Origin of the sequence: Picosynechococcus sp. PCC 11901 (genome assembly GCF_005577135.1) — a bacterium.
Lineage (GTDB): Bacteria > Cyanobacteriota > Cyanobacteriia > Cyanobacteriales > MRBY01 > MRBY01.
This window is the reverse complement of the sequence record NZ_CP040360.1, coordinates 485,699-501,801: the sequence shown is the minus strand read 5'-3', so window position 1 is coordinate 501,801 and position 16,103 is coordinate 485,699. Positions and strand designations below refer to the sequence as shown.

Below are 16,103 nucleotides of genomic sequence, written 5' to 3'. Positions count from 1 at the left end.
GGAGGTGCTGAGATTATTCCCGGAAGAAGCGGTGGTACGCTTCCATGCCATGTTCACCAATGTCGAGACCTTCTAGTTCCTCTTCTTTGCTCACCCGGAGGCCCATACTCAGTTCTAGGACTAACCAGATGGCAAAGCTAAAGCCAGCGGTAAACATACCCACCACGACAACGCCAATAAATTGACTGAGCAGTTGGGCAACACCACCCCCGAATAATAATCCGGCGCTGGGGCCAGCATCGGCGGCATACCAAGGGTAAATATCACCCCCCACACTAAATAAGCCCACGGCCAGGGTGCCCCAAATACCACAGACGAGATGCACCGAGAGAGCACCAACGGGGTCATCAAAGCGTAAACCCTCGAAGGTCAGCACCGAAAAAACCACGATCACCCCGGCGATCGCCCCGATCACAATGGCCGAAGGAACATTTACATAGGCACAGGCGGCAGTAATCCCCACCAACCCAGCCAGGACACCGTTAATGATCATCGAAAGGTCTGGTTTACCAAATTGAATCCAGGAGGTAATGGTCGCGGCGATCGCCCCAGCGGCAGCAGCCATATTGGTCGTAACGATGATATGGCTAATGGCATCGGGATCAGCGGCCATCGTCGAACCTGGATTAAACCCAAACCAACCCAACCAGAGGATTAATCCCCCTAAAGTGGCGGTACTCATGTTGTGACCCGGAATGGCATTGATGCGATCGCCAGCAAATTTTTCGAGGCGTGGCCCCAAGAGGATCACCCCCATCAAAGCAGCCCAACCGCCCACCGAATGCACCACCGTTGATCCGGCAAAATCATAGAAACCGAGGGTCGCTAACCAACCGCCCCCCCAAACCCAGTGGCCGGTAATACCATAGGAAAATCCCACTAAGAACAGGCTAAAAATCACGAAAGAAGCAAACTTAATCCGTTCCGCCACGGCCCCAGAAACGATGGTGGCTGCCGTTCCTGCAAAGGCCAATTGGAAGAAAAACTTGGTGTAAAGGGGAATTCCCGCCCAGCTTAGGGACGAAAAAATCCCACTGTAGGCCGAATCCGTGAGGGGACTATTATCTGCTCCAGTAAGAAAAAAGCCATTCCAGCCTAAAACGGCATTGCCATCGCCAAACATCAGGGCAAAACCGATCGCCCAAAAAGCAAGGCTCGAAAGGGCAAAGACAATTAGGTTTTTCGCCAAAATATTGACGGTATTTTTCGCCCGACAAAAGCCGCTTTCTAACATTGCAAATCCCGCATTCATAAAGAACACGAGCATCGCCGCGAAAACCACCCAGAGGGTATCTAGGGTAACCTGAACGGCTGGGGGAATTTCACCAACGCTACCCTGGGCGATCGCCACCCCTTGCCAAAGGAGCGGTAACACACAGGCCAAAAGCAATAAGCGGCCCTGGCGGCGAAATGAGTAGCCAAGCCGAGGGGAAGGCCCCCGAAACCACGAATCAAATGAAAAAGTCATAGCAAAATAAAAATGAAGAACCCATAATTATGGTCTATAAGTGTATTGCCGTAATAATCTTGTATTACGTCATTAAAGCCGCGCAAAATGTAGCTTTCGTCACCAAGAAAAAAATTTATACTCCTTAAGATGAACCTTGGACTCAAGGATAATTTTTAATGAGCTGTATCTCCCCAGGGGATGTTGTTACCCACCAAGCCCTCAGCGGCCGTTGAGTCATATCCGTTGCATCACTTGGGTTTCTACCCTGTGGCGATCGCCCCTCCGCACACCCCTATGGATATTCATAAAAACCAATGCTGATGAACATTGCCGATAAAATCGTGATTCTCCATCAAGCGGAGTTGCAGGGGAACATCTGGGAAAAAATCCTCCATTCCCAAGGGCTACAGTCTGTGATCTTGCCCTTCAGCGTTGATCTGCAGGGAGAGCTCCTGGATTTGGCGGCGGCCCAACAATCTTTACCCAACTTGATTTTATTAGAGCAACAACTACCCAGCTTTGATACGGCGAAATTTTGCCAGTGGATGCAAAGCTTCGAGCAACCGATTCCGGTGATTTTAATTGCGGCCCAAACCCGTAAGGTGGCCCCGGCTGATCGAGAAACGGCGATCGCCAATGGAGCAGCGGATCTTCTACCTCAATTTGATCTCAATAGCATTGCGATCGAAGCCGTCAGTGGCCTCAAAACCGTTGCCAAGGTGCTGGGAAATATCAACATCGTCAACAATACCCTCGTCACCTGCATCATGGAACTGAAACGGGAGCTAGAAGCGGGTCAAGAATTTCCCGTTGCTCCCCCTGTCGTGTCTTCAAATACACCTGAACTAAAACCGCCCGCGCCGACCGTTGCCTCACCACCACCGGAAGCCCCTGCCCCCAAAACCCGTAAATATCGAGGCCGCGATTATTAAACTCCAGAGCGATCAATAAAAACCATGGCATAATAGCTTCGCCTCAGGTTAAGGCTTTGCACCATGGATCAAGCTTGGCGAGATAAATTTTGGGTACGGGATTGGCAACCAGGCGATCGCGCCGATGCGGCCAAGGTCATTGAACAGGTTTTAAAAGAGTACGGTTTACCCTGGGAACCGGAAGGAGCCGACGAGGAATTATTTAATATCGACAAGTATTATTGGCAGCAGGGTGGTGAATTTTGGGTTATCGAGCAGGCCGGAACCATTGTTGGCACCGCCGCCTACTACCCCATTCCCAAAGGCAATAAGGCCGTCGAAATCCGCAAGATGTACCTTCTGCCTGAAGTGCGGGGCCAGGGTTTAGGAAAATATCTCCTGGAAGAACTCGAAAAGGCGATCGCCAACCGGGGCTTTGCAGAAATCTGGATCGAAACTGTCACTGTTCTCAAGGAAGCGGTTCAACTCTATGAAAGCCAAGGCTATCAACCGATTACCGATGTCGAAACCGCCCGCTGTGACCTCGCTTATATAAAAAAACTTTGATCTCAAAAATAAATACCTGTGCGCTTCTGGAACAAGAAAAAAGCCCCACCAACCAAAGATGAGGCCCAGAATTTAAGTCAATGTGTTCGGAAAAACTTGAGTCGTACTGCTCCGATCAGAACCTTAGAAGGTAAACGTTGTTCTAAGGGTACCGATCCAGGCACTATCTTCACCAAAAGCGCCTTCAGCAGAATTATTCAACCAAATCACGCCCGGTGTAATCGAGATATTGTCGTTGATTTGGTACTTATAAAATCCTTCAATGTGAAGCGGCGTTTTATTGTCGCTCAGTAGTCCGCCAGATTCGCCATCACTATAGGGAGGTGCCCCCGCAAAAATACCAAGCACATTCCCTTCTTTACCCAGGTCGGCAAATGCGAGTCCTCCACCATAACTGTAAATCTCTACATCATTAGCATCGGTGTACATCCCAAAGCCACTAAGAGAGATTTTGTCAGAAATCTGGAAGGCAACCTGTGCTCCGTAGCTGTTCGCCTCAACGGTGGTATCGACATAGTTTCCGAATAAAGTACCGACAACTGGGGTACCGCCGCCTGCATCAAAGATGGCATTTCCCCCTGTGTGGTAGCTATTGACATAGGTCAAACCTAAACCTAGGCGATCGCCAAGATTAAAATCTAATTGAGCCAGAGCTGCATATTCACCATTGAATAAACCATTGCCTTCCGTCGGATCTGCCGCATTGTCTGCCAGATAGCCAAGACTTGCACCAATACTGTCAGAGAAATTAAAGCTTAGAGCGGCCCCAGCGCCACCACCGATACGATAAATCGGGCTTTCCGAAGCAAAGGTAGATAGGGCACCATTGCCACCATCAAAGTCTTCAAAGTAGGGATTATAGGTACTGTTTACATAATCACTATGGATCCCACCAGTCGCCGCAATGTAAAGATTGCCTTTTTCACCCAACGGTCTATAGTAAGCGAGCCAATCGACAATAACATCATTCCCGCCAGTATTACCAAGGTTAAATGTCTGTAGACCCATACCCCCCGCAGAAGAATCCAGCAAGGCCTCTGCATTGCCTGCCGCAAGACGCGTAATGAGTTTATCTTTGCCAGTGAAACTGGTTTCTAGGGTCAGACGAACTCGGTCTTGGAAAACCGTTTGGGTGTCATCATCATCAACGGTCTGCTCACTAAAATAGTCTTTGAATTGTGTCTTGACGAGATCAAGTTCTTCCTCGGTGAGCGGGTCAGGGCCGCCAACATTTTGAGCGACATCATTGACACGGGGATCAGTTAAGAGATTTTCCACATCATTCAGGAAAGCAATTACGCCCCCTGTACCTTGGTAGGCATCGATTCCCTTGAAAAATGGATTACCCGTTTCGTCAAAATCTCTAATGAGCTCACTCTCTTCGATCAAAAGCAGATTAATCCGAGAACGAACCGCCCTTGCCAACTGACCCTCGCCAATAATTGCGCCCCAACGGGGGTTAGTGGGGGGATTGGCATCTACAGGAAGAACAAGTTCACCGAGGCGTAGGGGGATCGAATCAGGATTACCACCTTGTTGTGACTCAGTGTCTCCATTTTCACCGCCGTCTTCGCCTTCACCGCCTTCGTCTCCGACTCGTTCCGTGTAAAAAGTTAGAGAATCATCAAGGGGGTTAGTATCGCCAAAAGCATCGGTCACTGCAAAAATGACTTCTCCTTTGAGCTTCGTGGTTGTGGAAAACTGGTGATCTTCGAGAAATTCAACGCGACCTTCGAGATCATCAACGCGGGCACCGAGGGTAGCCAGTTCCGCTTCAAATTTATTAATCAAACGACGGAGTACAGCAAGATCTTCGGGGGTTACTTCAGAGCCACCACTTTGAATCATCCGCTCGATTTGTTGTAAACAAGCGTTTAGACCAGCCGCAAATTCATAACGACTGAGGGGACGGCTACCGCGAAATGTACCATCAGGATAACCAACGATACAGTTGTAGTTTTCAACGAGATTACGCAGTGCATCAAAGGCCCAGTCAGAGGGAGAGACATCACTAAGCTGGAAAACGCTATTAACCTGGGCAAGGTCATCTTGAGTGTAGTGATTGATTTGATCAAGAAGCGCTGTGTTTGCTTGGACTGTACTGGGACTGGCCCAAGACATCCCGGCTATCGCCGCAGCAATAGGTAATGCACGCCAAAGGGCGATAGATGTTTTCATAGAGGACTCCTCACACAAATTGTCACATGAATCTTGAATAACAATGTGTTGCGCACATATTACACATAACAACTGAGTGCTTCATCACTCCATAGGAAGATTTGATTTTTTGAATAAAGTGATGTCCTGTCGTCAAGTTTGAATCAGCAGAAATTCACGATGGCGATCGCCAAAATTGTGAAATCTGAAGTTTTAATCATTGTTCTATCGCTAGAGCGGTGTGGATAAATAATTCGCTTCTTCTAGAAATGCTTTGAGGGCTGCGGGGAAAGAATCATAGGTCAATAAGCCCCCCTCGCAATTGCCCTGATCGTCAAAATTGCCCCGGCATTCTTCGAGGCCCCAATCACTAGTTCTGTCGTAGCGATTGAGCATTAAATTCCAGCCCGCTTGGGTTTCACCGAGGATGGCCTTTGTCGCCACATAGCCCGCCAGCATCCCATTCACTTCATAGCCTTCTGTTTCTGCATTTTGAATCGCGGCCCACATCGCTTGGAGTCGTTCCCGGTGGAGGGGGTAAAACCGTTCTTCTTGGGAGACATCCTGTAAAGTTAAACCGTCTAGCTGCCAAACTTGCACGGGCGGAAAACTGCCAGCATAGCTGCTGTAGCGATAGAGAAACCGATTATCACTGGTGACATATTCATAAATACCATTGCCATCGGGATCTTCGACGGGAATTGGCCCCCCATCAAAGGCCCCTAAATCGACCACTTCCCAGGTATTGTTGTCGGAATTTTGGGTGAAAATTTGCACCATGGCACAGCAATGGGCACCACCGGAATATTGGGAAAAAATCACTTCTGGGAAGTCATTCTTAGGATCCATCTCCGCGATTTGCACCAGGCTGTACATCATAAAGGAACTGTCTTCTGTCCGCCGTAACACTTCTCGCTCATCCACCTGAATGGTCAAAGTCGGGACATAGTTGCTCCAGCCCTCTGGATTGGTTTGTTCGGCATAGCTGAGATTCGCCGTTACTCCCTGGCTGGTAATACTTCCAGAGTGATCGGGGGTTTCGTAATCAAATTCTAGGGTTGCGACCTCGGCCTGGGCACCACTGCTGAAGCCTAGGGGAAAAAGTGCTGTGCTAATAAAAAAAGTGGCGATCGCCTTTTTGATACCCATTGCTATCTCTAAATTCTCAGGAGTTTTCTTTCAAATGGTAGGCAACGTCGTTGGGCCACTGACCCAAAAGTTCAGAAAATGTTGTAGTCTCCCCCAAGCTACAAAATAAAAAAACACCCCCATCTAGGAGGTGCCACCATAAATTCCAAGCCGTCAATGCGTTCGGTAGACCTTAATAAGCGTCCTGGAGTTCGTAAAAATCAGGGGAAACATAGTCTTTCCGCAGCGGCCAGCCGATCCAATCTTCCGGCATCAAAATCCGCTTAAGGTTGGGGTGTCCTTCATAGACAATGCCGTACATGTCATAGCTTTCCCGCTCTTGCCAGTCGGCCCCTTTCCAAATCCAATACACCGAAGGTACCACTGGATTTTCTCTCGGTAGAAATACCTTAACGCGGACTTCTTCCGGGTCGGTCACGTTGTCTCCGACCTTCAGCAAATGGTAAAAACTCACCAATTCTTTGCCTGGCCCCAAATCATAGGCCCCTTGACATTGGAGATAATTAAACCCAAAAGCATAGAGGGCAGTGCAGAGGGGAATTAGGAGATCAGCATCGACTTTAATAATCTCGATACCGGAGTGATCTCGCTCTAAGGATTCGTGGCTAAAACCGTTTTCTGTCAACAATTGGGAGACAGCACCCGCCTCAACAATGGCGGCTTCTTCGGGGGTGGGGTTTTGATTTTCTTCTGCCATCGCTTAGGCCTCCTCTCTTTGTTTCGCGGTCAGCAGTGCAGGGGGAACAGGCATTCCCATCGCTTCGGTGAGTTCTTTCGGCGGGTTATTCCAGGTATCCATACCCAAATATTTCCCAGTGAGAATTGGCTCTACCACTTTCATGCTGTGGGCGGTGCTGTAGTAGCGGTGAGTCTGTTCTGTTTTTAAAGACCGCTCTTGAATGGTTTCGTTAGAAACTTTTTTGCGCAATTTGATAATGGCATCAATGATGGCTTCTGGTCTGGGGGGACAACCGGGAATATATAGATCCACCGGAATCAGCTTATCAACGCCCCGGACAGCGGTGGTGGAGTCGCTACTGAACATCCCGCCGGTGATCGTGCAAGCACCCATAGCGATCACATATTTCGGTTCGGGCATTTCTTCGTAAAGACGCACTAAAGCTGGGGCCATTTTCATGGTGACGGTACCAGCGACCAAAATTAGATCTGCCTGACGAGGACTAGAACGGGGCACGAGGCCAAAGCGGTCGAAGTCAAAGCGGGAGCCAAGGAGGGCGGCAAATTCGATAAAACAGCAGGCTGTCCCGTACAGGAGCGGCCACAGACTAGAGAGGCGCGCCCAGTTGTAGAGGTCATCAACGGTGGTGAGGATGACATTCTCCGAGAGATCTTGGGTGACCTGCGATCGCCCCATGGGGTTGAGCAGTTTTTCGGTTTGCTGTTGTTCAAAGGATGTCGGATTCATGACCATTCAAGGGCTCCTTTTCTCCAGGCGTACACAAGGGCAATCACGAGGATTGCGATAAAAATGAGGGCTTCAACAAAGGCAAGGAGGCCGAGTTGGTTAAAGGCCACCGCCCATGGGTAAAGGAAAACGGTTTCCACATCGAAGACAACGAATACCAAGGCGAACATATAGTAGCGGATGTTGAATTGAATCCACGCGCCGCCGATGGGTTCCATCCCTGATTCGTAGGTGGTTTTGCGTTCAGGCCCGCCCCCTTTAGGACGCAGCAGTTTCGATGCGGTGAGGGCAAGGATCGGGACTAGGCTACTGACGATGAGAAAGCCTAGGAAATATTCATAGCCGGAGAGGACAAACACTGGTGTTGTAATACCTCGCAGTTTTTTGACTTGGAATTTTTATGTCCTATCCAGTATAAAACCTATCCCGGCGGGATCATAGGTAGATGCTCCTAATCAATGACATAAGTGAGAGTTGAGGATTGGCATACTCTTGCTTGCACTGGAGGCGATCGCCTTTACTGGCTAAGCGGAGCCAAAACCAGCGACCGGGCTTCGACAATGCTCAGCCCTCATTAATTTGTCAGCCCTCGCTAATTCTTCGTTTTTGGTAATGCGACTCGTTTTGACATTCCGCCAAAACATGAAGACGATCCCAATCGCTATTCATCAAAGCTAACTTTTTCGCCCGACTCCAACCCTGCACCTGCTTCTCCCGATAAAAAGCATTTGCCACATGATCATAATATTCCGCATAAACCAATTTAACAGGCAAACGTTTCTTCGTATGATTAGCCCCCTGCCCATTTTGATGCTGCCATAAACGCCGCTCCAAATCCTTCGTACTACCCGTATAAAACGATCCATCGGCACATTCCAAAATGTACATATGGGGCATAGTTGAACTCCTTGTTGTCAAAAGATCGGGCTTCGACAATGCTCAGCCCTCATCCGTCTTAAAAGCTGGTTGAGCGAAGCCGAAACCAGCGACAAACCCAACATCGACCCAATACTAGCCAAATTTTCTGCACTCTCTTGGTCAAGCTCCGCGATCGCCTTTAAAGTATCCTCTGGTTTTCGTAATGGTTCTTCCTCCGGTGCATTGGAATTTTTGCCGACAGATCAAACGATTCCAGATCAACTGGATAAGAGGCAAAAAGAAGTCATTCAAAAAGATTTATGGTTTCTTCGGCTATAAAGCAACGTTTTGAGGGAATTTTTCGGCACAATCACAGTAGAGGCATTCGGCAGTAGAGGAGAAAAAAGCCATGGCGAAAAAGAATGATACGGCGGCATTATTGGGAGCCTTGGTGATCACCTTGGGGTTATTGGGCGCTGGTGGCTGGTGGTTTCTCCAACAAAATCAATCTCTCCAGTTGCCGACTTCCCTGGGAGATGTAATTGGCCAGGGGGAAACCGCAAATCGCCTTAGTCGAGGGGAAAGGTTACTGCTCCAAGGCGATCGCCAACCGGAAAAAGAACAGGGAATTGCGGCCTATGGAACAGGAGATTTCCCGGAAGCAATTCGGCTCTTTCAAGCTTCTCTCCAGGCGAGCCCCAACGATCCTGAAACTTTGATTTATCTGAATAACGCCAAAATCCGCCAGCAAACTGCCAATCCCCAGGCGATCGCCGTAGTGGTTTCTTTACCAGTGGATACCGATACAAGCGGCGCAAAGGAAATTTTGCGGGGTGTAGCCCAGGCCCAGAAGGAAGCCCTTGATGGGGGTCGCGGATTTTTGGTGGTACTTGCTGATGATGATGGCGATCCGGCGATCTCCGCTGAGGTGGCCCAAGCCCTCGCGGATCAAGCAGACATTTTAGGGGTGGTGGGTCATTTTAGTAGTGATACCAGTTTGGCGGCGGCCCAAATCTATGAAGCCGAGAACCTGGTGATGATTTCCCCCACGAGTACGGCGGTGTCCCTCTCTACAGCAGGGGACTACATTTTTCGGACAGTGCCGAGCGATCGCTTCACGGGGACAGCCCTGGCCAACTATCTTTTGGAGCGTCTGAATCAGCGGCAGGTAGTGGTGTTTTTTAACAGTGCCAGTGGCTATAGTAATTCCCTCAAGGACAGCCTCACCACAGAACTCTTTACCCGTGGTGGCACCGTGGTGGCCGAGGTGGATGTGAGCCCAGGGGGATTTAATGGTGCCCAAGCTCTCACGGACGCGAAAAATAAAGGGGCAACGGCGATCGCCCTCGTCACCGATACCCCGACCCTCAACCAAGCGCTCCAGATCATCCAGGTGAATGAAAATCAGCTTCCCATCGTCGCTGGGGATAGTCTCTATAAGCCGGAAACCCTACAAATTGGTGGGCGCGATGCCGTGGATATGGTGGTGGCGATTCCTTGGCACATTTTGAACCATACCAATGGCACCTTTTCCCAGGTGTCCCGCGCTCTGTGGGGGGGTGATGTGAACTGGCGCACGGCCCTAAGTTACGATGCGGTGATCGCCCTCGTGACCGGGATTCAACAAAGCCCCACACCCGATCGTCAAGGTTTGCAACAAATTCTCGCTAATCCAAATTTTTCCGCAGCGGGGGCGGCCCAAACGATTCAATTTTTGCCGTCGGGCGATCGCAACCAGGCCCTAGAAATGGTCACCGTCCAACCAGGGGAACGGTCGGGCTTTGGCTATGATTTTGTGCCAGTGCCTTAGGAAATACTGATCTGGGCTTGGCTTGCTGGGGACTTAACAATCCGACCAATGATCGCGCTTTGGGGATGACCTCCACTTTGTAATGTTTTTAGGCAAGTGTGGGCATTTTCTGGGGCGATCGCCGCCAAGAGTCCGCCGGAGGTCTGGGGGTCAAAAAGTAATTCATAGTCTGGCCGTTGCCGTTGGGCTGGGGTGACTTGAATAAACTGTTCGGCGGTGTGGTTTTGGGGCGCGAGGGAACTGGTTAAACCCCGTTGTAGAGTCTCCCTGGCCCCCTCCAAAATAGGCAATTGATCAAGGTGGATTTCAGCTCCTAAACCGCTGGGTTGCAACATTTCCAGAAGATGGCCTGCTAGTCCAAACCCGGTTACATCGGTACAGGCAGTGGCTCCATACTTACGTAAAATTTCCGCCGCTGTTTTATTGGACTGCTCCATCGAGGCGATCACCCCATCGATCCAATGTCCTTTTGTTTTTCCTTGCATTTCTGCGGCGAAAAGAGTGCCTGTCCCTAAAGGTTTCGTTAGAATTAATACTTGACCTTGCTTTAGCTCAGTTTTGCGCCAAATTGCGTCTTTTTGCAACAAACCATTGCAGGTCAAGCCCAGCCCCAGCTGATCTGCTTCGTTGGTGTGGCCGCCAATTAAAGCAATGTTGTCCCGATTTAAAATTTCGACAACCCCTGCGAGCAATTGTTGCAATATTCCCTGTTGTACCCTCGCTTTCCCGTGGGACAATGTGGCAAGGACGAGAACACTGTGGGGAGTTGCGCCCATACTGTAAAGATCGCTCAAGCAATGATGGGTGACAATTTGGCCGAGTAGAAAGGGATCGTTGATTAAGCTCGGAAAATAATCAATGGTTTGAACAAGGAGTTGATCCCTCGGAATTTGAATAATCGCCGCATCATCGGGTTGATCTAGACCGACGATCACATCGGCATGGGTAGGTAAGTTTAAGCCCTTTAAGCTGCTCGCCAAGATATCTTTGCCGACCTTAGCACCGCAACCAGCACAATACATTTTGGGTTGTTCTTGGGCTGGAAATTCGCTTGTCTGGGACATCTGAGGTAGATCGGCAAATTGCGCCATAAATTTGCGGTCGATGTGGTCTTTCCAGCGCCACAACAGAGGCGATCGCCAACTCAATTTTCCCCAGGTTGCAAAAGCCTGTTTGTCCCCCGTGCCAATGAGCGCAAGATAACGTTTTTGGGGATGGTAGGCTTCTAATGTTTTGCCCAGGATAACCCGCTGTAAATTCCGCAGTAATGGTTTCCCCTGGCGCACCGCAAAAACCCCCGCTTTGGGTCGCGGTTCGTCGCGCATGGTGGCAATATCACCAGCGGCAAAGACAAAAGGATGGGAAGGCGATCGCAGGGTTTGATTCACCAGTACAAAACCTCGGTTATCAGTTTGGAGGCCACTTGCTCTGAGCCAAGAGGGGGCTGCTGCCTGGGTCACCCAAATCACTTTGCCCGTCAGCACTAATCCCGACTGACACCGTACCCCCGTAGGCGTCACTTCAACGACCGTTTCCTGGAGATGGACTTGGACATTTCGATGTTGCAGCAGCTTTTGCGCTTGGCGACTGACCCCAGGATTTTGGTTGGTGCCCATAAGTTGCTGGCCCCGGTGGACGAGGTGCAACTCTAATAATTCGGGAGAAGCTAAACGTTGGCTGAGGGCATGGTGAATATTGAAGGCGAGTTCTGTGCCCCCAGCCCCGCCCCCGACAATGATGATCCGTTGGGGTTGATCGGGCGCTTGGTTTGCTGTGTCGAGAATTCGTTGCCAAGCGTCGAGAAATTGGGGGACAGGTTTCGCGGCGATCGCATAGGCTTTTACCCCAGGGATCGTTTCTGTTGCCGGGGTACTGCCAATATCCAGGGAAAGGTAATCAAAGCGTACTGGCGGCCGATTGGTGCAATGGACAACTTTTTGGTCAAGATCAAGGCCAATTACTTGATCTTTTAAAAAATCTGCCTGGGCGAAGTGGGCCAAGCGCCGTAGATCGATGTGGGTTTCTTCGTAGCCATAAAAACCCGCCACATAGCCCGGCAACATCCCGGAGTAGGGCGTATAGGTGACATCACTGATCAAGGTTAACCGCGCCTTTGCCTGCGGCTGCATGCCCCACATTTTTAAGGCGATCGCATGGCTATGACCTCCCCCAACAAAAACAACATCACTCATTTTTTTGATTCTCAGGCCCCGGAAATGATGAAAAAGCTGCTGCTTGCTACCCTACCGCAAGCCAAGGTCAGAAAGCTTAAAATCAATAAAAATCACCGCCATTGACCCCCATGACAACTTCTTCTCGTTTTTCTGCTGCCGAACGCATTGCCTCTTTGAAAACGGCGATCGCCGGTGGTGTGACTGCCGGATTGCTGAGCTTCGGACTTTTATTGCTCCATCGTTTCGCAGGTTCTGAAGGATTGCCCCTAAATTTTGGTGGCGGCCTTGGCACTCTCACCTTGCTGGTTAATCTGGGTACTTCCGCCTTATCCGGTGCCCTGTTTGCCCTGACTTACCGCTATGCGGTGCGCACCGATGATAATCCCCAATTGAATGCTGGGGTGATTGCGGCGTTTGCCCTGGTGCGGGGGGTGGCTCTGGTGGATGCGGGATCGGCGATCGCCCAAAAGGGTTGGCCCTTTGTGGCGGCCTGTGGCGAAAATTTTGTGGTCTTTGGTTTGACGGCTTTGGCGTTGAATTTCGGGAGGCAACAGGGCTGGCTTACACCGTTTAAATAAACTTTTAGAATTCGGTAGCTCGGTAAAATAAGACCGTTCTTTCCCATTGTTTGCCTGTGTTAATTTCTGGCGATCGCCCGTCCCGTCTTTGTCCCTGCGGCAGTCAAAAGCCTTTAGCCCAATGTTGTGCCCCTTATCTTCAAGGTCAACTGGCTGCCCCCACCGCCGAAGCCCTGATGCGATCGCGCTACACTGCCTACTGTTTTCGGGATGTGGATTACCTGCTGAAAACCGAGTACCCCAGCCGCCACACCGCCGATAGTCGCCAATTGATTACAGCAACGGCGAATAGCGTTTCTTGGTTGAGCTTAACTGTTCTCGCGACGGCAGCGGGACGCCCCCAGGACGAAACGGGTATGGTGGAATTTGTCGCCGTTTACCAGGAAGGAAAAATCATGGGACAACTCCACGAGCGATCGCAATTCATTAAAGAAAAAGGCCGCTGGTTTTACCTTGAAGGGGACATTCTGCCGCCCTTACAACCGAAAAAGAATGAACCCTGTTGGTGTAACAGTGGTAAAAAATTTAAACAATGCCATGGCAAAAAACGTTAGATCGGCAAGCTTAATTGAGGATCTTGCAACTGTTCAATGATTTTCAAATGGGCTTTTGAGAAAGGATAGTCCTTGAGGCTTTGGAGCGAGACCCAACCCGACCCTGATAAATTTACCCGATAAATTTGCGGTTCCACCTGGATTTTAAAATGGGTGTAGGCATGGAAAACCGTGTTTAAACTGCGTTCGTATTGCGCCCCTGGAAATAAATCCGTGAGTAAGGGCTGAATATTGCCTTCCTGGTTCGGAAATTCCCACAAGCCTCCCAAAAGTCCATCCTGGGGCCGCTGTTGAATAAAAACTTGATTCTCCAGATTAAAGGCGATCGCCGCTACTATTTTTTTCGTGGGAATTTGTTTTTTCGGGGCCTTGCGGGGAAAATCCGTCGGTTGATGCTTGAGATAAGCAGTGCAATGATTTTGCCAAGGACAGCGGGGACAAGCTGGGGTTTTCACCGTGCAGAGGGTCGCCCCCAAATCCATCAAAGCTTGGTTAAAATCCCTGGGATTTTCTGGATCGAGCAAGGTCTCTGAAACATCCCATAGTTCATCCAACGCTTTAGCAGGCGGAACTTCTAGGGCGATGAGCCGCGCCAAAACCCGTTTCACATTGCCATCGAGGATTGCTAACGGTAAATTGCGAGCCGAACTGAGAATGCCTCCAGCCGTCGTCCGCCCGATTCCCTTGAGGCGCAGAATCTTGTCTAAATCTTCGGGAAACTGCCCTGCAAAATCCGTCACCACCTGTTGCGCGGCCTGGTGGAGATTCCGCGCCCGGGCGTAATATCCCAACCCTTCCCACTGCTTTAAAACAGCCTGTAAATCCGCTGCGGCTAGGGCTTCCACCGTCGGGAACTGTGCTAACCACCGTTCGTAATAGGGAATCACCGTTTTTACCTGGGTTTGCTGGAGCATGATCTCCGAAATCCAGACCCGATAAATGTCCGATTCATTACGCCAGGGCAATGTGCGGCCCGCCCGCTGGTACCAATCCAAAAGCGATCGCCGCATCACTGTTAGATTTTCTGGTGTCCACAGGGCTACCATGGTCAAAAAAATTCTCCCTTAATGCAAAAAGAGCCTCAGCCAAAACTGAAGCTCTTTTTACGTTTAGTACCCCCAAGGGAATTCGAATCCCTGTCGCCTCCGTGAAAGGGAGGTGTCCTAGGCCACTAGACGATGGGGGCTTGCGGACTGAGCAGAAGCGCTTTTGCTTGTTTCGCTTGCGACTCACAGTTATACAATCTAACTGAAGAATTTTGAGATGTCAACCCTTTTCCCAAAACTTTTTGGGAGGATTCATCTAACGGGAAATGGCCTGCTGGGTTGTCCGATTTTCAGCCACTGGGTTGCCCTCGCCCCGCACCGCCTGGAACATCCCAAACCGACACAGGCCTGTACCAAAGGCTAGGCGCATCAGCAGAATGGTCGGAATTTCCCGTACTGACTTGATAAAACCGGGTAGACCGTATTGCAGCCAACCCCAGGGCCGAATTGCACCGACCCAAATTGTGTGTAACCAGGAGGGAAGGGTTGCTTGGCTCCAATCGGCGTTAATTACGTGATCTTGAACAAGACCTGTCTCCTCTAGCAGTTCCGAAAAGCCTTCGATGCTCGAAAATTTCGGGTGAGCCCATTGGTCAAGGAGTTGGGTCATCACGGGTTTTTCCCACCAGTTGAGGGGAATTTGGCGATCGTCCCGCTGGTTCCAGTCGGCGACAACTAATTTTCCGCCGGGCTTGAGGACTCGCAGCAGTTCCTGGGCAAAAATCGCCTTATCGGGCATGTGGGGGCCAGCTTCTACAGACCAAACCACATCAAAGCTACCATCGGCGAAGGATAAATTCATCGCATCATCAACGGCAAATTTGGCGCTGATTCCTGGAGGCGTAAGTTGGGTTGCCCGCTCCACTTGCTTGGGACTGATGGTGATCCCAGTTACGTCAAAGCCATAGTCTCGCGCGAGGATGCGGCTACTGCCACCGATGCCACAGCCCACATCCAGCACTTTAGTTTCAGGGGGTAATTGATCCAAACCGCCCCAGCGCACCATTTCATGGACAAAATCAGCCTTAGCTTTGAGGAAATTTTTCGCCCTCGGGGGGTTGCCATAGTGACCAAGGTGAATGTGTTCGCCCCAGTAATATTCCAGGATGCCGTCCTCTGTCCATTCGTCGTAGGAGTCGGCGACGGTGTCGGCAGATTGGTAACGGCGGGCTGTCAGGAGATAGCTAATGAGGGCGATCGCCAAAATTGTGGCACTAATCCCCAGGGCAAGGAGCAAGATATTCATGGGTTGAGTTTGCGTGAACTGCGGCAAAAAGGGCTCAAATTATCCTAACTGATCCGCGCCGGGAGACAGGCGATCGCCTTTTTTAAAGCTTTGAGAATCGAAAAATCTATCCCAGGGAAGATTGCTTTTACATCGTTGACTAGAAGCGGGTTCTATATATTTTTGTTAAGTTGGACG

16 protein-coding genes and 1 tRNA gene are annotated in these 16,103 nt (G+C 50.2%); 6 read left to right on the top strand and 11 right to left on the bottom strand.

What is annotated here, in order from left to right:
* Positions 1–13: 13 nt before the first annotated feature.
* Positions 14–1,468 carry an ammonium transporter gene (locus FEK30_RS03425; protein ID WP_138071808.1) on the bottom strand — a complete coding sequence of 485 codons (1,455 nt, stop codon included), beginning with the start codon at positions 1,466–1,468 and terminating at the stop codon, positions 14–16.
* A gap of 296 nt (positions 1,469–1,764) precedes the next feature.
* Here FEK30_RS03425 and FEK30_RS03420 point away from each other — a divergent pair, with 296 nt between their 5' ends.
* Together FEK30_RS03420 and FEK30_RS03415 are read left to right on the top strand one after the other, a co-directional pair.
* A complete protein-coding gene (locus tag FEK30_RS03420) occupies positions 1,765–2,382 on the top strand; it encodes a PleD family two-component system response regulator (protein ID WP_030007748.1) in 618 nt (205 codons plus the stop codon).
* 63 nt (positions 2,383–2,445) lie between these two features.
* On the top strand, positions 2,446–2,928 hold the full coding sequence (locus tag FEK30_RS03415) for a GNAT family N-acetyltransferase (RefSeq protein WP_138071806.1): 483 nt from the start codon (positions 2,446–2,448) through the stop codon (positions 2,926–2,928).
* 123 nt (positions 2,929–3,051) lie between these two features.
* On the opposite strand, the gene FEK30_RS03410 is transcribed toward FEK30_RS03415, so the two are convergent.
* From FEK30_RS03410 to FEK30_RS03385, 6 genes are all read right to left on the bottom strand, one after another.
* A complete protein-coding gene (locus FEK30_RS03410; RefSeq protein WP_339374193.1) occupies positions 3,052–5,049 on the bottom strand; it encodes an iron uptake porin in 1,998 nt (665 codons plus the stop codon).
* Positions 5,050–5,316: 267 nt separating this feature from the next.
* The gene (locus FEK30_RS03405; protein WP_138071802.1) at positions 5,317–6,234 is read right to left on the bottom strand and encodes a hypothetical protein; all 918 of its coding nucleotides are present in this window, start codon (positions 6,232–6,234) and stop codon (positions 5,317–5,319) included.
* 172 nt (positions 6,235–6,406) lie between these two features.
* Entirely contained in the window at positions 6,407–6,931 is a 525-nt protein-coding gene (locus tag FEK30_RS03400; RefSeq protein ID WP_012308342.1) for an NAD(P)H-quinone oxidoreductase subunit J, read from the bottom strand.
* Between the two features lie 3 nt (positions 6,932–6,934).
* Positions 6,935–7,666 carry a photosynthetic/respiratory NAD(P)H-quinone oxidoreductase subunit K gene (gene ndhK / locus FEK30_RS03395; RefSeq protein WP_012308341.1) on the bottom strand — a complete coding sequence of 244 codons (732 nt, stop codon included), beginning with the start codon at positions 7,664–7,666 and terminating at the stop codon, positions 6,935–6,937.
* Positions 7,657–8,019: a photosynthetic/respiratory NAD(P)H-quinone oxidoreductase subunit C gene (gene ndhC / locus FEK30_RS03390; protein ID WP_012308340.1), complete on the bottom strand. Its 363-nt coding sequence runs from the start codon at positions 8,017–8,019 to the stop codon at positions 7,657–7,659. The genes ndhK and ndhC overlap by 10 nt, the downstream gene beginning before the upstream one ends.
* Positions 8,020–8,242: 223 nt before the next feature.
* Complete coding sequence (locus FEK30_RS03385) at positions 8,243–8,557, bottom strand: GIY-YIG nuclease family protein (protein WP_012308339.1); 315 nt, start codon at positions 8,555–8,557, stop codon at positions 8,243–8,245.
* 69 nt (positions 8,558–8,626) lie between these two features.
* On the opposite strand from FEK30_RS03385, the gene FEK30_RS03380 reads away from it, so the two are divergent.
* Positions 8,627–8,857, top strand: coding sequence for a hypothetical protein (locus tag FEK30_RS03380; protein ID WP_138071800.1), 231 nt, complete (start codon positions 8,627–8,629; stop codon positions 8,855–8,857).
* A gap of 70 nt (positions 8,858–8,927) precedes the next feature.
* Positions 8,928–10,328, top strand: a complete 1,401-nt coding sequence (locus FEK30_RS03375; RefSeq protein ID WP_138071798.1) for an ABC transporter substrate-binding protein — start codon at positions 8,928–8,930, stop codon at positions 10,326–10,328.
* Here FEK30_RS03375 and selD read toward each other — a convergent pair.
* Positions 10,325–12,520: a selenide, water dikinase SelD gene (gene selD, locus FEK30_RS03370; RefSeq protein WP_138071796.1), complete on the bottom strand. Its 2,196-nt coding sequence runs from the start codon at positions 12,518–12,520 to the stop codon at positions 10,325–10,327. The two genes, FEK30_RS03375 and selD, sit on opposite strands and share 4 nt — an antisense overlap.
* Before the next feature lie 110 nt (positions 12,521–12,630).
* Here selD and FEK30_RS03365 point away from each other — a divergent pair, with 110 nt between their 5' ends.
* Together FEK30_RS03365 and FEK30_RS03360 are read left to right on the top strand one after the other, a co-directional pair.
* On the top strand, positions 12,631–13,080 hold the full coding sequence (locus tag FEK30_RS03365) for a hypothetical protein (protein ID WP_065711463.1): 450 nt from the start codon (positions 12,631–12,633) through the stop codon (positions 13,078–13,080).
* A gap of 56 nt (positions 13,081–13,136) precedes the next feature.
* Positions 13,137–13,634, top strand: coding sequence for a YchJ family protein (locus FEK30_RS03360; RefSeq protein WP_255448007.1), 498 nt, complete (start codon positions 13,137–13,139; stop codon positions 13,632–13,634).
* Here the strand turns inward: FEK30_RS03360 and mutY are convergent.
* From mutY to FEK30_RS03345, 3 genes are all read right to left on the bottom strand, one after another.
* A complete protein-coding gene (gene mutY / locus FEK30_RS03355; RefSeq protein WP_138073728.1) occupies positions 13,631–14,680 on the bottom strand; it encodes an A/G-specific adenine glycosylase in 1,050 nt (349 codons plus the stop codon). The two genes, FEK30_RS03360 and mutY, sit on opposite strands and share 4 nt — an antisense overlap.
* A 67-nt stretch (positions 14,681–14,747) precedes the next feature.
* Positions 14,748–14,820, bottom strand: a tRNA-Glu gene (locus FEK30_RS03350).
* 116 nt (positions 14,821–14,936) lie between these two features.
* Positions 14,937–15,926: a methyltransferase domain-containing protein gene (locus FEK30_RS03345; protein WP_138071792.1), complete on the bottom strand. Its 990-nt coding sequence runs from the start codon at positions 15,924–15,926 to the stop codon at positions 14,937–14,939.
* Between the last annotated feature and the right edge of the window lie 177 nt (positions 15,927–16,103).

What these genes read in the sequence shown, in the direction of transcription:
- FEK30_RS03410 (WP_339374193.1), bottom strand. Translation starts at nt 5,049, where the DNA reads ATGTCTTGGGCCAGTCCCAGTACAGTCCAAGCAAACACAGCGCTTCTT.
- FEK30_RS03385 (WP_012308339.1), bottom strand. Translation starts at nt 8,557, where the DNA reads ATGCCCCATATGTACATTTTGGAATGTGCCGATGGATCGTTTTATACG.
- FEK30_RS03400 (WP_012308342.1), bottom strand. Translation starts at nt 6,931, where the DNA reads ATGGCAGAAGAAAATCAAAACCCCACCCCCGAAGAAGCCGCCATTGTT.
- FEK30_RS03415 (WP_138071806.1), top strand. Translation starts at nt 2,446, where the DNA reads ATGGATCAAGCTTGGCGAGATAAATTTTGGGTACGGGATTGGCAACCA.
- FEK30_RS03365 (WP_065711463.1), top strand. Translation starts at nt 12,631, where the DNA reads ATGACAACTTCTTCTCGTTTTTCTGCTGCCGAACGCATTGCCTCTTTG.
- FEK30_RS03375 (WP_138071798.1), top strand. Translation starts at nt 8,928, where the DNA reads ATGGCGAAAAAGAATGATACGGCGGCATTATTGGGAGCCTTGGTGATC.
- selD (WP_138071796.1), bottom strand. Translation starts at nt 12,520, where the DNA reads ATGAGTGATGTTGTTTTTGTTGGGGGAGGTCATAGCCATGCGATCGCC.
- FEK30_RS03420 (WP_030007748.1), top strand. Translation starts at nt 1,765, where the DNA reads ATGCTGATGAACATTGCCGATAAAATCGTGATTCTCCATCAAGCGGAG.
- mutY (WP_138073728.1), bottom strand. Translation starts at nt 14,680, where the DNA reads ATGGTAGCCCTGTGGACACCAGAAAATCTAACAGTGATGCGGCGATCG.
- FEK30_RS03425 (WP_138071808.1), bottom strand. Translation starts at nt 1,468, where the DNA reads ATGACTTTTTCATTTGATTCGTGGTTTCGGGGGCCTTCCCCTCGGCTT.
- FEK30_RS03345 (WP_138071792.1), bottom strand. Translation starts at nt 15,926, where the DNA reads ATGAATATCTTGCTCCTTGCCCTGGGGATTAGTGCCACAATTTTGGCG.
- ndhK (WP_012308341.1), bottom strand. Translation starts at nt 7,666, where the DNA reads ATGGTCATGAATCCGACATCCTTTGAACAACAGCAAACCGAAAAACTG.
- FEK30_RS03405 (WP_138071802.1), bottom strand. Translation starts at nt 6,234, where the DNA reads ATGGGTATCAAAAAGGCGATCGCCACTTTTTTTATTAGCACAGCACTT.